Here is a 15,551-nt window from a genome sequence, read left to right on the forward strand (position 1 = left end):
AAGGAAATAGCGATGCCAACTCCAGCATATATGTCTATCCAAGGTGAGACTCAAGGCCATATTACTAAAGATACTTACTCTGCAGATTCAGTAGGTAACACATGGCAAGAAGCTCACGTTGATGAGTTCCTAGTACAAGAACTTGATCACGTGCTAACTGTTCCACGTGATCCACAAAGTGGTCAGCCAACTGGTCAACGTGTACACCGTCCACTTGTTGTAACTAAAGTTCAAGATCGCTCATCTCCACTACTATTCAACGCATTAGTATCTGGCGAAAAACTTCCTGAGTGTGTGATCCGCTTCTACCGTACTTCAGTTCAAGGTAAACAAGAGCACTACTACTCAATCAAATTGATTGATGCGCTACTTGTCGATATCCAAACTCGTATGAACCACTGTCAAGACGCAGCAACAGCTGACCGTGTGACAGAAGAAGTGCTTAAGTTCACTTACCGTGCGATCGAAGTAACTCACGAAAACTGTGGTACTGCGGGTAACGACGACTGGCGTGCTCCACGCGAAGCTTAATTGCTCGTCGCGTAAAGATTCAGGGCCAACGATTGTTGGCCCTAATTCGATTATTTGTATCAGGTAAAAGATATGGTGAATGACGTAGAATTTAAATTTGAAGTGCCTGGATGTGGGCATGAATTTCGGGTTGAGAGCTTTCATGTTCATGAAGAGTTATCTAAGCCTTTCCACATCAATCTCTCATTACTTTCACTTGATCCAGATATCTCGTTCGATGAGTTAATACGTAAAGCTGGAACATTGACACTTTACGGACAAGGTGTTGGGGCTGCGCGTGTGTTCAACGGCGTGGTGAATGAAGTTCGTTACTTAGGGACTGGACGTCGTTTTTCGCGTTATCAATTAGTTTTAGTTCCTCAAGCTTGGTTCTTATCTCAGCGCCAAGATTGTCGTATTTTCCAGCAAAAGTCAGCGCAAGACATCATCACAGAAGTACTCGATGATGGGGCAGTCACCGATTACCGATTTGAAGTGTCGGGTACTTATCCTCCAAAAGAATACGTTCTGCAATATCGTGAGTCTGACTTGCACTTCGTGCAGCGCATGATGGCTGAACACGGTATGTGGTATTACTTTGACCATAGCGATTCAAATCATACGATGGTCATTGTCGACAGTAATGACGCGATTGCACCTTTGATAAGCTCGCCACTAAATGCTTCATACATTGGGCCGATTGTTTATCATGCCGATGGTGGCGGTGTTGCCGATCGCGAACATATCTCTGATCTCGAGGTAGTTAACCGCGTTAGAACGGGACAGGTTACGTACACAGATTACAACTACGAACACCCTAAAATTCCACAAGAGATGACACAGGCTGGTGAGCTAGACCAAGATCTCAAGCAGTTTGATTATCCTGGACGATACGTTGACCCACTGATGGGTCAGGTGAGAACCACGGAATGGATGTCGGAACACATTGTCGATAATCAACAAGTGGAAGCAACCAGTGACGTAATGCGCTTAGCATCTGGTTACAGCTTTAACGTCAGTGACCATCCGCGCTCCGAGATCAACCGCGATTACCTCATGTTGTCTGTAATGCACACAGGGCAAGATCCGCAAGTGCATGAAGATGAAGCGAGTGGTATGCCAACCACTTACTACAACCAGTTCTCATGTATTCCACGTGATGTGGTATTTAAAGCGCCTAAACTAGCGGCACCAGTAGTGGATGGCCCGCAAACGGCGGTTGTTGTAGGACCAGAAGGTGAAGAGATTTACACCGACAAGCTTGGTCGAGTGAAAGTACAGTTCCATTGGGATCGCTATGGCGATAACGATGAACACTCAAGTTGCTGGATCCGCGTAAGTCAATCCATGGCGGCGCCAACTTGGGGCGCAGTTTATTTGCCGCGTATTGGCCACGAAGTCGTAGTAACTTTCCTTGAGGGGGATCCAGATCGTCCGTTAGTTACGGGCGCAGTTTACAACGGTTTGCATTTCCCACCGTACTCTTTGCCAGAAAACAAAACTCGTACCACATTCCGCACGCAAACGCACAAAGGAACAGGTTACAACGAGTTGAGTTTTGAAGACGAAGCGAACCAAGAAGAAGTCTATATTCACGCTCAAAAAGACATGTCTACCAAGGTGCTCAACAACCGTTACCGTGATATCGGTCAAGATGAATTCTTAAAGGTTGCACGTCACCAAACGAATGAAGTTCATGGTGACCATAAAGAAACCATTCATGGGCATAAAACGACACAAGTAAACAGTACGTTTACCGAGACTGTCGAGCAAGACGTTACCGTCACATACAACGCGAATGAAGCCAAGTATGTGAAAAACAATTCTGACTTAGAAATTGGTGATAACCGTACGGCTAAGATCGGTAAAAATGATGATTTAGATATTGGTGAAAACAGTAACCTTACTATCGGTGCGTCTAAGAGTTCAGACATTGGTGCGGATGATAACCAGACGGTTGGTGGCAACTTAACGGTATCAGTGAAAGGTAACACCGCTTATAAAACCGATGGTGCGACGCAAATTATCAGTGGCGACAAGATTGTATTGAAAACGGGTGGTTCCTCTTTAGTGATGAACAGTGATGGTTCAATAAAGTTATCAGGCTCGGCTATTACGATTGAAGGCAGTGACAAAGTCGTCGTGAAAGGTGGCAACGTAGTGGTTAACTAATAATGGAAAAACAACCTCTTACAACAGAAGTGACATCAGATCAGCAAGCCGAATCAACGGCTTGCTTTTCGCGTTTTGGAATAATAGTGGCTATCAATGAGTCTACGGGCAGTGTGCGAGTTGATTTTGATGGTAACCCATTTAAGCAGCCACTCACTGCGAGACTAGGACGTGGCTTTCGTCGTTCTGAACTGCAAATGGCTATCGATAATCGATTAAGTTGTCGAATTGAGTTTTTGAACTACGACTTAAGCTTGCCTCTTGTGACGGACATTTTTTTCTCCATTCTGGATGACTCTGATGAGTTTGTATTGCGAGCTAAGAAGATGGTGATCGAGACAGAACAAGAGTTGATAGTCAAAAGTGGTGAGACAGAAACTCGCTATAGCGGGCGCGATGGACGAATTACCACTAAAGCGAAGTACGTCACTTCTCAAGCAGAAAAAGCACAAAAAATTCAAGGCGGAACGATCGCAATTAACTAATTACCTCGCGTTAGCTAATTCACTTCGAGTTAGCTAATTACTTCGTATTAACTAATTGCAATCGCGTTATGGCACGCTAATAACGGATAACTAGATGCGACAAAGAATCGGTGTCGAGCACCTAAAGGCACCCATAACCAATCAAGAAGTCGAAGGCGCGTTAGCAAAAGCTGAGCGTGCTGTGAACGATCTTTCCCAATTGCCAGTAACGTGGCTGGATTTCTGTAATGAAAAGCTGTCCATTGCTTCTGAAAGTATCGGGTTTTTAATCAGGCAGCGAGTTCAAATTCACAAAAGGGGTTATCCAAGTCGTGAGTTGGAGTATCTCAAACTGATCGAACGCCAAATTGAAGAACTGAAGCAGGTGTACTTGTCGTTTTATCGGTTAGCACCGGGGTTGATTCATCAATTAAGAGGCCAGGAGCCAGAAATCTACGGCTGGCTGATGCTACAGGGCGAGTTGGGCTCAGAGTTGGATAACCTTTTGTGTGGATTGAGTTTACTCGAAGAGTTAGATGCTAAAACTGCAATGGTCATTGCCGTACAATCTCCGGTTGAGTCTATGGATAGCACGCTTTCGGAGCTTATTGAGGGTAATGCGACATCCAGTGCGTTTTACTTTGAATGCTTACGTGTCCGCCAGACATTAAGTGTTTCTCTCATCAAGCGCTGGCACAAAGCCAGCATCATTAGCTCTCATGTTGCTTTGCCACTACTTGCTTTACAAGACGTGAAAGAGGGGATTGATTGGCTCAATGACAATGCAGGCAGCGAACAATATCTATTTGAACGTTTGATTACCAAACGTGACAGAGGTACTTGGTTCCGTCAGTGCTTTGGCATCGAACCAAGTGGATTACCATCAGCGCAAGTGCTCACTTATGCCAAGTTGCTTGAGTTAAAAGAGTTTGAGGCGTTTGATATCTCTTCTTCATTAGCACCTGTTGATTTTGCGCTGAGTGGCGATTGGAAACTGGTGCCCCAAATCACCGAGCACTTGGAAAGTCTGGAGGAAGCTGAGGGTGAAATTTGGCTTCAAGCCTTGTATGTCGTCTACGGAAAACTTCTTCCTCTGACTCCGCAAGATGTTGGTGTCGAGTATGAATGGGAAGAGATCGTCGATCTGCTCAATGAGTGGGTGGAAGATGAAAAATATATCCAAAATCTACCAAGCCGCTTGGGTTACGCATTGAGCTTCGAGTCTACGTTAGCGGCGATGCAAGATGCCAACGTCGATGTGCTGTTCCGCGATTGGCTATGGCGTCAACTCTGTATTCAATCCAGAGCCTACGTGCCTTGGGATATGGCAATGCCGATTCATCAACAAGACTGGAACTTTAACAATTTAAAGGCCGCACCTTCTGCGAGCGAACGATTCAACTTAAGGAATAGCAATGCAGTTATGGGATATTGAGGTGCACCCTGAGCTATCACTTAAAGGTCGTTTTCAACGTGACGAAAACGGCGATGAAGTGTGGGTTGTGGTCGCCAAACGCACATGGCAATTCGATGGTGTGGTTTGGCACGAATTAGGTGAAAGTGAAATCTTCGATGATCCCCAATATTTGGGCGAAGAAGGTTTCTCTGCGATGAAAGTTGACCACGAATTCGCTTATACCAAAGACAACACAGACGTACTTGTTTACGGCAAAGCGCGCAGCTACGCGAAAAAGCCGGTGACATACCAAGAATGCCGCGTGTTGATTGATGGTCATATCGATAAGACTCTCGCTATTCACGGGGAACGCGTATGGGTTGAGCATGCTGGCAGTATCACGCTGAGTAATCCAATCCCATTTATTGAAAAAGACATTGATTACACTTGCGCGGTAGGCGGTGATTTACGTAACCGAATAGGTGGTGGGGTTGCCGACTCCAACAAAGAATTGCTTGAACAGAAAGTACCCTCGGTTTTTTATCCTCGAGAGGACTGGAGTGCCGCCGCGAAAAAACTACGCGTTGCGGGGTTCGGGCCAGTCCCTCCGTTCTTTGAGTCGCGCCAGAAGCTGGCCGGCACGTTCGATGACGATTGGATTGAGAACCGCAAGCCAATGTTGCCACTCGATTTTGATAAGCGGTTCTTCCAAAGCGCGCCTATTGATCAGCAGTGCAAAGGCTTTCTTCGTGGGGGGGAGCGTTTGATGATGAGTGGCTTTTGTCATGATGACACGCTTTCATTCCGCATTCCTAAAGAGAAATATCGAGCAACTGCCATTTTTAATAACGATATCTATCAAGTTGATATGGCGATGTACACCTTATTCGTTGATGCTGAAAAGAAAGCCATATCAATTAGTTACACCGCTGCGTTTCCTTGTCAGGGGAAAGAACACTTGCTGCTGTCTACATCTATCACTAAGTCGGAAGAGGTAAGCGAGCATGCATAATTCAACAGGTCGCTATGTGTTGGGTATGGAAGTGATGACACCAACTGGTATGAACTTAGATATTGCCAGTGCAGTTTCGTATGCTGATTTAGGAAGATTCGACCAATGTGTAGGGGATGATGGTATCGAGCGGTTTACTTACGCAAAAATCGAATACACCAAAGAAATTGAGCAGTTTGAGAAAACGTGTGAGTTAATAACCCACTTGCTTGATTCATTGTTGGAACAATTGCCGCGTTCTTTAAGGCCGATTCCGTTACTTATAGCGGTGCCTGCGTCTATTTCACTAGTAAAAGTACAAGAATGGCTTGGTGAAAGTCACTACGCTGACTTTCTCTCTGTGGTGAATGCCGTTCATGCCAGTGGGCCTAGTTTCGTTCTCCAGGCCATGAAATCATTGGATAAATACGATGCCATGATGTGTATCAGTGTCGATTCCTTGGTGAGTTCGATGCAAACACTCATCGACGATGCGATGGTAATGAGTACGAATAATCCATGGGGCGTTATTCCGAGCGAGGGTGGGGCAGGTTTAATTCTTTGTCGCAGAAATACCATAGAGACATTGAAACTTAAGCCTCAAGCGCAGCTTGGCTACATTGATACGGAATTAAACACTTCAGACCGAAGAGGCATGTTTCGACTTGTTCAGCGTGCAAGTAAAAAGATCGATTCATTTGGTGAAGTGTATTCCGATATGACGAACCTTCGCATGCACTCGGAAGATTACGGCTTTGCTCTGGGGGCTAAAGCAGAACGATTCACGAACCCAGAACAACCGCAGCTTATCAATGAGTTGTGGGGCACGATGGGCAGTTGCTCTTCTCTAGCCTTAATCGCCTTTGCGGTCAGAGATCACCATTTTAGGCAACCAACCACGTTGTTAATGTTGGACTTTCATGGTGACAAGGGGATTCTCCAGTTGCTGCAATGTTAGTAGGCACTCATCGATCAAATGGCAATGAAAATACACTCATATTATTAGGTTTACGTTTGTATCATGAAAAAGCGTATAACTGATGCAGTGAAAGCGTAAGTAAAAAACTCTAATAAGTTAGTAATAATAACTAAAATAATAGGCTTACTGTTTGTTTTAAATACTAGCCTTGATACAAGTATGTTCAAGAAAATATTATTCAACTCTAATAATATTTATTCTATGAAAGAGTACTAAGTGTCTAATAATCAGAGTACAGCCAAAGGATATATCGATCAGTTGGTTGTGAAAGCTATTGAGAAAAAGAAACTGAATGAGCAAAGGCTAGCAGAAAAAAATAAGCCAAAGCTTGAGTACGTGCTTTTTTCACAATTTGATGTATTAGACAAGCTTCCCTCTAAAAATGGTAAAACAACCGTTTATCATCTCGCAAAAAAAGGGCAGCCAGAAAAGCAGATCTGTTGCAAAGTTATCAATGATGACTCGCCAGAATTTGCGAGTAAAATGTTGGTTAACGAAGCGAGTCGATTAGAGCTTTCCCAACATCCTAGCGTGGCTAACTTCATAAAAATCGGCAACGAATTCGAACGCCCATATTTGATGTACGAGTGGATTCAAGGTGAATCACTGGCAGAAAAAATGGAGCGTCACTCTTCTAAAGGTTTCCGCCACGACCATATCGCTTGGTTGGTATATCAACTCGCTGGTGCCTTAGAGTTTATGCACACAAGAGGCATCTGCCATCTTGATATTAAGCCATCCAACGTGCTAGTGAGTGAAGGCGATTACGTTAAACTCATCGATTTCGGTGCTGCTCGTTATATTGGAGAAACGGAACCTTACGCAGAAGCAAGCTTGAACTACGCTTCACCTCTTTATATCGAAACTGGCATCGCGGAACCGCAAGATGATGTTTACTCCCTTGCTTTGCTCGCTGGACATTTATTTTTGGGTTCAATATTTGGTGATACTTGGAATAAGCAATTAAAAGACCGAAAACGTCCTGCATTGATCCCGGCTCATATTTGGAAGTTGCTGAAACAAGTCATCAATAAACCAAGAGGGCATGGCTATACCGCTATTTCTTTCGCCCAGCAGTTAGCACGAATCGATACTCAATCGATTAACTCAAATTCTAACGCACCAATTTTCAGTAGCTTGCGTAATGCGGATCTTCTGCTTACACACTGTAAGTCGAATGATAAAACAGCGTACGGACGCTTCAAACTATTGGAGGCGAGTTTAGTGTTGAGTGTGGTGGCAATGACAGGAAGTTATTTGTATCAGCAAAATTCGGATGCATTGGATGCTATTTTTGCCAAAGAAACGACACCTTTAAGTCACACAATCACGCCCACAGATACTGCTTCTTTTTTGGCTGAGCCGCCATGGAAAATCAAAGAAGTATTAGCAAAAACTGAGCAGAGCGTTGATACGACTGAAGCCTACCGAGAAGCGTATCGAGTTCAGCAATTAAGCCTTTCGGGTTTATATAATGAAAAACAGACTCAGTTGAAGTCTTATCAAGCTTTAGCTGATGGACTACCACAGACATTAGTGGATTTACGCAAGGAGCTTATCACGTTGCGAGAGGAACTCGTTCGTGATGGTGCATTGTTTCCCTATGCGGACGAAACACTGACTAAAGTGATGTCGGGTTTGAATGTCGCCTCTGTTGATTCCATGAAAGTATCTGCCATTGCTGGCAGTCGTGATAAGCAGATTGCTCACTTAATTTTAGATGGTGAAGCTAAGCTCGCAGAAGAAGAAATGAAAGAGGCGTGGTTATTAAACCAGTCACAGGCATATTTCTATAGCCAAATCTTACCAAAGAGAGTGATGGAAAATATTAATGACTCCATTGATAAACATGCAGAAGCGCACTTTTATACCAAAGCGATTGAAGAAGCTGAATTAGCCAAAGACTACTTTGGTAATACGCCAGAACTAGAAAAACAAATAACAGACTTAATCATCGCAAGAAGCGAATTTATTTTGTTTAGTACGGTGATGGAGCAATCCATTTTCGACAAACAGAAATTGCATGAGTCCCTTGCTGATTTAGAACGAAATGCGCCAAGAAAATTTACAGAAATCACAAAAATTCTAGATAGCATGGCGTCGGATGCGATTAATCAGAGTCATCAGTTTTCTAAGCCTGCAAATGGTGCCATTGCCGTAGCTCGTGCATTGAGAGACTACTTGACTGAAGGAGATGCGAATTTTGTCCAACATTGATACTGATCACCTTCTTAAACCGATTTCTGATGAATCTCCTGCGGGTAACGATGCTCGTTACGAGTTTTGCTATGAAATGATGGAAGCCGAGGTAAAAAAGTTCGGTTCTCTATTTGGCGAAACAGTCGACTGGAATGTAGTAAAAACCAATGCGATGGAAGTGCTCGAGCATCATAGTAAAGATTTAAAAGCACTTTGCTATTTAGTACGAGCGCTTGCCGAGGAATCTGGGCTCAAAGGTTTTGATCAAGGTCTGAAACTGCTTAATGAGGCGTTAGCTTGCTTCGGTAGTGATCTTTACCCGTCACGGAAACGCGGTAGAGACGGTGCGGTGGAGTGGTTGAATCATCAATTTAAATTGATGAGCACTAAACTTGCGGACAGTGCGCAATCTTGGGAATTAGTTTCAGGTTGCATTTCGACTATTGAAGAAGTGCAGCGTCAGTACGACGATGTTTACCAAGATTCCGAAGCGGACTTCTTTGAGATTCGTACGCAGCTCAATGTTTTATCTCAACAAGCAGCGGCCGATGACCAGAGCGATGAGTCAGTCGCAAACATCGAACAAGCGGCACCTGCACCAGCTGCGGTAGAAACGCCAGCACAGAACGATGTTCAAACCACACCAGTGAAGACGGTTCCGCCGGCCCCTAAACCTGCGCCAGTTAAGAAAGCCGTAGTAAAAGAAGTCGATGTCGATACGGACTTCTCTTCGCCGACGGCTTCTAAGCGAACCTTGAAGAAGGTTGCGGAAGTCATGCTTCATGCGAACCCAAGTGATCCGCTGGCTTACCGAATTTATCGTCATCTGACTTGGGATGACATTGATGGTCTACCTGACCACCAAAACGATCAAACGCCATTGAGCTTGGCGGTATCGTCCGATCAACAAGCGGAATACCGCGACAAAGCCAATCAGGAAAGTGACATCGACACGATTAAACGTTTGGAGCGCACGCTAACTGACGCGCCATTTTGGCTCACAGGCCACCATTTCGTGTATTTGATGCTTACTAACTTAGGTTTTGATGACGCAGCACTTGCCGTGAAACAAGAAGTAAAGCGGTTTGTTGAGTCACTGGAGGGCATCGAACGCCTCTCTTTTAAGAATTCTATACCATTTGCAGATGAAGCAACATTGAGTTGGTTGTCTACTCAAGATGCTACTTCATCGGCAGCACAAACTGTCGTACAGACGGTTGTGATCGCTGAAGAAGATTCATTGCTGGTGGAGGATATCACTCTAGAAAATCTAGGGGAATATGCCGCAGAACTCGCCCGCAAACTTGAGCTGGATGGCTCAGGGCGTGGACAGTTCATGCTGTATTTACAATTGATAGCAGCTTACCAGTCTGTTGGATTATACCCGTTGTGTTTGCCGTATCTTGAGAAGGGGTGGGAAGTACAAAATGCGTTTAATCTCGCGAGCTGGGAACCCCACTTATCGTCGCAGTTAGAAGACCTGATTCGAAAAACACTCCATCAGTTATTCAGAAGTAAGGATCTTTTACCTGAGAAGTATGAAGAGTGGAAAGCAATTTATGACTAATTAAAGAGTTAGATAAGGAACGAATTATGTCACGTGACGGCTCGGTGGCTCCTAAAGAGCGAATTAATATCCGTTATGTTCCAGCAACTGGCGATACGCAAGAAGACGTAGAACTGCCGCTAAGCATGATGGTGGTTGGCGACTTTACTGCACGTGCAGATGAGACGCCAATTGAAGAACGCACTCCAATCAATATCGATAAAGACAACTTTAACGAAGTGCTAGAAGGCATGTCTCCAAACGTTAAAGTGAACGTTGAAAACCGTCTTTCTGATGAAGAGGGCGGCCAAATCGGTGTTGATCTAACGTTCCAAAACATGAAGGACTTCTCTCCTGAAGCGATCGCGAAAAGTGTACCTGAACTAAACAGCCTACTTGAGCTTCGCGAAGCCTTGGTTGCACTGAAAGGTCCTCTAGGAAACGTTCCTGCGTTCCGTAAGAAGATCGCATCGGTTCTTCAAGATGAAGACGCGAGAAAGAAACTGTTGGATGAACTAAGCATTGGTAACGACCAAGACGCGAAAGAAGAGTAAGGGATATCATGTCTGCAGAAGCACAAGCGCCAGAACAAGAAGCAGCCTTAGTTGAATCAGGCTCACTTCTGGATAGCATTCTTAACGAAACTCGTTTAAAGCCAAGTGATGAAGGTTTTGACGTTGCAAAACGTGGCGTAGAAGCATTCATCAGTGAGTTACTAAGCAGTTCGAACACAGAGAAAGTCGACCAATCTCTGGTTGATCTGATGATCTCTGAAATCGACCAAAAATTGTCCAAGCAAGTTGATGCAATTCTTCACAACGAAGAAGTTCAAGCGATTGAATCAACGTGGCGCGGCCTTAAGTACCTGGTTGATCACACTGACTTCCGTGAGAACATTCAAATTGAATTGATCTCTGCAAAGAAAGATGAAGTTCTTGATGACTTCGAAGACGCACCAGAAGTGGTGAAGTCTGGTTTGTACAAACAAATCTATACGCGTGAATATGGCCAATTTGGTGGTAAACCTGTTGGCGCAGTCATTTGTGACTACGATATGTCGGCTTCGTCTCCAGACATCAAACTGATGGAGTACATGGCAAACGTGGGTGCAATGTCTCATGCACCATTTATTACATCGGCGTCTGCGAAGTTCTTTGGTTTAGATAGCTATGAAGAGCTACCGAATCTAAAAGATCTTAAGTCAGTATTTGAAGGCCCACAATACACTAAATGGCGTAGTCTACGTGAACACGAAGATGCACGTTACCTAGGTCTATGTACGTCTCGCTTTATGCTACGTACACCTTACTCTGTAGAAGATAACCCAATTAAGGCGTTTGACTACGATGAGCAAGTAACAGACAGCCATGACAACTACCTATGGGGTAACTCTGCGTACGCGATGGCATCAAAAATTAGTGAATCTTTCGCTAAGTACCGTTGGTGTCCAAACATCATTGGTCCTCAAAGCGGTGGTACTGTGCATGACTTACCGGTTTACAACTTTGAAGCCATGGGTCAAATCGAAACTAAGATCCCAACTGAGATTCTTGTTTCTGACCGTCGTGAGTACGAGCTAGCAGAAGAAGGCTTCATTGCGCTAACTATGCGTAAAGGTTCTGACAATGCGGCGTTCTTCTCTGCAAACTCAGTTCAAAAACCGAAAGTGTTTGCGAACACGCCAGAAGGCAAACAAGCAGAGATGAACTACAAGCTAGGTACTCAGCTTCCTTACATGTTCATCATCAACCGTCTAGCACACTACATCAAAGTGCTACAGCGTGAGCAAATTGGTTCTTGGAAAGAGCGTTCTGACCTAGAAATCGAATTGAACAAGTGGATTCGTCAATACGTTTCTGACCAGGAAAACCCGCCAGCAGAAGTCCGTGGTCGTCGTCCACTACGTGCTGCTAAGGTTGAAGTGTCAGACGTAGAAGGCGACCCAGGTTGGTACAAAGTATCAATGTCTGTACGTCCTCACTTCAAGTACATGGGTGCGAGCTTCGACTTGTCTCTAGTTGGTAAGTTAGACCAATAACCCATTGCTGAAACCATAAAGCAGCCAGTAAAGACTGGCTGCTTTTTTCGTAGGAGTGAAGATGGAAAAAGGTTATCGCCTTTTAGAGCGGATTGAGCTTGGTGAACCCAAAAACTGTTACGAGAAAGTCGTTTCTCACAAGCATTTGATTGAATCTATTCATTCTCATCTCGCAGATTTGCTGAATACCCATTCTGGGAATGCAATGATCGACAATGAGTATGGTTTACCAGATTTTAATGACGTACTTTCTAACAACACGAACCTAGTTCGCCACATTCAAAAAAATATCACGTCAACCATAGAACGCTTTGAACCGCGACTGTTGAATGTCGAGGTTAATTACCGTGAAGATCACCATAACCCGCTACAACTCGGCTTTGGTATTCGCGGCGAAGTTTCCCATAACGGCGGTAAAGTCCCAATGTCGATAGACGTCTACATGGGAACCGACGGCCAATTTAACGTTTAGTAGGTGCCACTTGAGTAACAGTAAATACTTTCAAGATGAACTCACGTATTTGCGTGAGTCGGGTAGTGAGTTTGCCAAATATCATCCGAAGTTAACTCACTTTCTCTCTGAGGGAACCTTTGACCCAGATGTCGAACGACTTCTCGAAGGTTTTGCCTTTCTGACAGGTCGAATCCGCGAGAAGATTGATGATGAACTGCCTGAGCTGACGCAATCTCTGATGACTTTGCTGTGGCCACATTACATGCGTTCGATTCCGTCTTTGTGCATTAGCGAACTAAAACCGCATACTGGAAGTGTTACTGAGAAAACCGTGGTGAAACGTGGCGCAGAAATGGCGAGTGAACAGGTAGAGGGCACGCAATGTTTGTTCCGTACTTGTTACGACGTCAATCTATACCCAATTACGATCACTAACATCGAACAGACCAACAGCCGCACCAGTTCGATGATTGATGTGACTTTATCGACGGAGCATGGTCTTGAACTGTCTCGGATCGGTTTAGACACGCTGCGATTACACTTGCATGGCGAGATTCATATTACTCGAACTGTCTTTTTATGGCTGTTCCGTTACCTAGATTATGTCGAATTAGATGTTGGTGGTGGTTACAAACATCGCTTAGGGCCAGAATACGTTAAGCCAGTTGGGCATGAAGAGGACGAAGCGCTCTTGCCTTACAGCAAAAATTCATTTGCAGGCTATCGTTTGCTGCAAGAATTCTTCTCTTTGCCAGATAAGTTCATGTTCTTCGACATTAAAGGCTTAGAGTGGTTAAAAGGCATTCCACAACGTAGCACGGTCAAAATCAAATTCCACTTTAAGCGGGCATTACCGTCAGAAGTGGTGCTTAAAGATAAACACTTGAAATTGCACTGTACGCCTGCCGTTAATTTATTTGAAAAAGATGGCGATCCAATTCGTTTAGAGCACCGACGTAACGAGTACAAGGTACGTCCGCAAAGCAACACTCAGGAGCATTACGAAGTCTATTCCATTGAGCAAGTGGAAAGCTGGAGTAAAGACGAGCGTCGTCGAAAGTCTCTGATTGAATTTGAATCATTTGAGCATCAAATTAACCAACGAGATAAGCGCGAGTTCTACAAATCTAAAGTCGCTGAGCGTGTAAGCGGTAGAGGCCTTGAACGCTACATATCATTTCATACTCATAATGGGGACATTGCGGAACTGGGAACAGAAACGGTACTCATGAAACTGCAATGTAGTAACGCAGATTTGGCGGAACGTTTGTCAGTGGGGGACATCACTTACGCGACTCATAAATCACCGACCTATGCGACGTTTAGGAATATTACCAAGCCCACTCAATCGGTCAGTCCGCAAGTGAATGGTGAGCTTCAGTGGCAGCTAATTGCGAATATGTCACTCAACTACTTATCGCTGGCAAATATTGATGTACTTAAAGTGCTTCTCTCTACCTATGATTTCCACTCTCGTGTTGACAGACAAGCGCACCGTGCATCCATTCATCGACTTGATGGGGTTATCTCTTCGGAAATGAAACCAATCGACCGTGTGTTTCGTGGCGTTTCGGTACGCGGCAATCAGTTTAAGTTGGTCACCAATTCCAAATTTTTTGTCAATGAAGGCGACATGTTCTTGATGGCGACGGTGCTTAACGAATTCATCCGTTTGTATTCGAGTGTGAACTCCTTTACCGAACTGGAAGTGTTTGATGAAGCGACAGGCGAGGTTTATAACTGGGCAAGTCTTATCGGACAGCAGACGATACTATGATTAATACACTTTCTGATAAGTCGAATGAGTTTAGTTTCTATCAAGCAGTCTTGCTGCTAGAGAAGCATTATCAACTAGAGCAGAACTCTAACTTTGTCGCCGTCGGTGAGAACAAGTACTTCCACCAAGAACGTATTGAGTTCAGCGTTTCGCCAAACTTATCTTTTCCAAAGAGCGATATGGACTTTATTGCTCATATGGAGAGAAATGGCCAGCAGTATTCTAGAGTCGAAACTAACTTTCTTGGCTTGCATGGTTCAAGCTCACCACTTCCTGCTTCTTATACTGAGAAACTGGCAGGGCGAGATCCTGAAGACAATCCGGTAAAAGATTTCTTTGATTTTTTCCATAATCGGTACACCAGTTTGTTGTACCGGGTTTGGAAGAAATATAGATATCACGTGCAGTACCAAAGCGGGGCAAGTGATGCCTTCTCTGGACGTATGCTGCACTTGGCGGGCCTATCTAGCGTAATGCAAGATAGTAAGGTCGCAGAGTTAGATCGAGCGAAAATACTGTCTTATGTAAACCAACTTTCTACGCGTACACGCTCTCCAAAGCTGATATCCGGTATTGTTTCGCACTACTTTTCACTGCCGAATGTGCGTATTGAAGAGTGGGTTTATAGACGCGTGGAAATCGCAGAAAGCCAACGGAATAAACTCAACCGTGCTAATTGCATATTAGGGCAAAATTTGCACTTAGGACAAAGCATTGCGGACTTAAACGGAAAATTTAACCTCTGCATCGACAGCATCGATTTTGAAACATTTAAGCAGTTTTCCTACGATGGTGAGTTACACAAAACACTGGTTGGCCTGATGCGTTTCATTTTGCGTGACCCGATGTCGTGGGACTTAAAGTTGACAGTTAACTTAGATAGTATTCCAGAGAATAAGCTAGGTAATGGGGAAGGGAACCACTTAGGACAAACATTCTGGTTAGGTAACCCAAGTGATAAAGATGCCAAAATCCGAGTTATCGGAAGCATATAAGAAAGCCGCTCTACGAGCGGCTTTTTATGT

At 44.3% G+C, this 15,551-nt stretch carries 13 protein-coding genes; all 13 read left to right on the forward strand.

The window, feature by feature from the left end:
• Positions 1–12 precede the first annotated feature (12 nt).
• The gene (locus tag D8S93_RS15265) at positions 13–531 is read left to right on the forward strand and encodes an Hcp family type VI secretion system effector (RefSeq protein ID WP_005373415.1); all 519 of its coding nucleotides are present in this window, start codon (positions 13–15) and stop codon (positions 529–531) included.
• Positions 532–603: 72 nt separating this feature from the next.
• Entirely contained in the window at positions 604–2,682 is a 2,079-nt protein-coding gene (tssI, locus tag D8S93_RS15270; RefSeq protein WP_152814075.1) for a type VI secretion system tip protein VgrG, read from the forward strand.
• Positions 2,682–3,167, forward strand: a complete 486-nt coding sequence (locus D8S93_RS15275) for a hypothetical protein (RefSeq protein WP_319803020.1) — start codon at positions 2,682–2,684, stop codon at positions 3,165–3,167. The genes tssI and D8S93_RS15275 overlap by 1 nt, the downstream gene beginning before the upstream one ends.
• Positions 3,168–3,261: 94 nt before the next feature.
• Positions 3,262–4,581 (forward strand): hypothetical protein, encoded by a 1,320-nt coding sequence (locus D8S93_RS15280; RefSeq protein WP_152814079.1) that lies wholly within the window; start codon positions 3,262–3,264, stop codon positions 4,579–4,581.
• On the forward strand, positions 4,562–5,554 hold the full coding sequence (locus D8S93_RS15285; RefSeq protein ID WP_109169811.1) for a DUF2169 domain-containing protein: 993 nt from the start codon (positions 4,562–4,564) through the stop codon (positions 5,552–5,554). Before D8S93_RS15280 ends, D8S93_RS15285 begins: the two co-directional genes overlap by 20 nt.
• Positions 5,547–6,491, forward strand: coding sequence for a hypothetical protein (locus D8S93_RS15290; protein ID WP_152814081.1), 945 nt, complete (start codon positions 5,547–5,549; stop codon positions 6,489–6,491). The genes D8S93_RS15285 and D8S93_RS15290 overlap by 8 nt, the downstream gene beginning before the upstream one ends.
• 237 nt (positions 6,492–6,728) lie before the next feature.
• A complete protein-coding gene (locus D8S93_RS15295) occupies positions 6,729–8,729 on the forward strand; it encodes a serine/threonine protein kinase (RefSeq protein ID WP_319803013.1) in 2,001 nt (666 codons plus the stop codon).
• Positions 8,716–10,278, forward strand: coding sequence for a type VI secretion system protein TssA (gene tssA, locus D8S93_RS15300; RefSeq protein WP_152814083.1), 1,563 nt, complete (start codon positions 8,716–8,718; stop codon positions 10,276–10,278). The genes D8S93_RS15295 and tssA overlap by 14 nt, the downstream gene beginning before the upstream one ends.
• A 26-nt stretch (positions 10,279–10,304) precedes the next feature.
• Positions 10,305–10,811 carry a type VI secretion system contractile sheath small subunit gene (tssB, locus tag D8S93_RS15305; protein ID WP_005392637.1) on the forward strand — a complete coding sequence of 169 codons (507 nt, stop codon included), beginning with the start codon at positions 10,305–10,307 and terminating at the stop codon, positions 10,809–10,811.
• A gap of 8 nt (positions 10,812–10,819) precedes the next feature.
• On the forward strand, positions 10,820–12,295 hold the full coding sequence (gene tssC / locus D8S93_RS15310) for a type VI secretion system contractile sheath large subunit (RefSeq protein ID WP_005392635.1): 1,476 nt from the start codon (positions 10,820–10,822) through the stop codon (positions 12,293–12,295).
• 61 nt (positions 12,296–12,356) lie between these two features.
• Positions 12,357–12,767: a type VI secretion system baseplate subunit TssE gene (gene tssE / locus D8S93_RS15315; protein WP_005392634.1), complete on the forward strand. Its 411-nt coding sequence runs from the start codon at positions 12,357–12,359 to the stop codon at positions 12,765–12,767.
• Between the two features lie 10 nt (positions 12,768–12,777).
• Positions 12,778–14,526 carry a type VI secretion system baseplate subunit TssF gene (tssF, locus tag D8S93_RS15320; protein ID WP_006741090.1) on the forward strand — a complete coding sequence of 583 codons (1,749 nt, stop codon included), beginning with the start codon at positions 12,778–12,780 and terminating at the stop codon, positions 14,524–14,526.
• Positions 14,523–15,521, forward strand: a complete 999-nt coding sequence (tssG, locus tag D8S93_RS15325; RefSeq protein WP_152814085.1) for a type VI secretion system baseplate subunit TssG — start codon at positions 14,523–14,525, stop codon at positions 15,519–15,521. The genes tssF and tssG overlap by 4 nt, the downstream gene beginning before the upstream one ends.
• The last annotated feature ends 30 nt before the right edge of the window (positions 15,522–15,551 follow it).

Source organism: Vibrio sp. VGrn 2, assembly GCF_009361695.1.
GTDB classification, from domain to species: domain Bacteria; phylum Pseudomonadota; class Gammaproteobacteria; order Enterobacterales; family Vibrionaceae; genus Vibrio; species Vibrio diabolicus.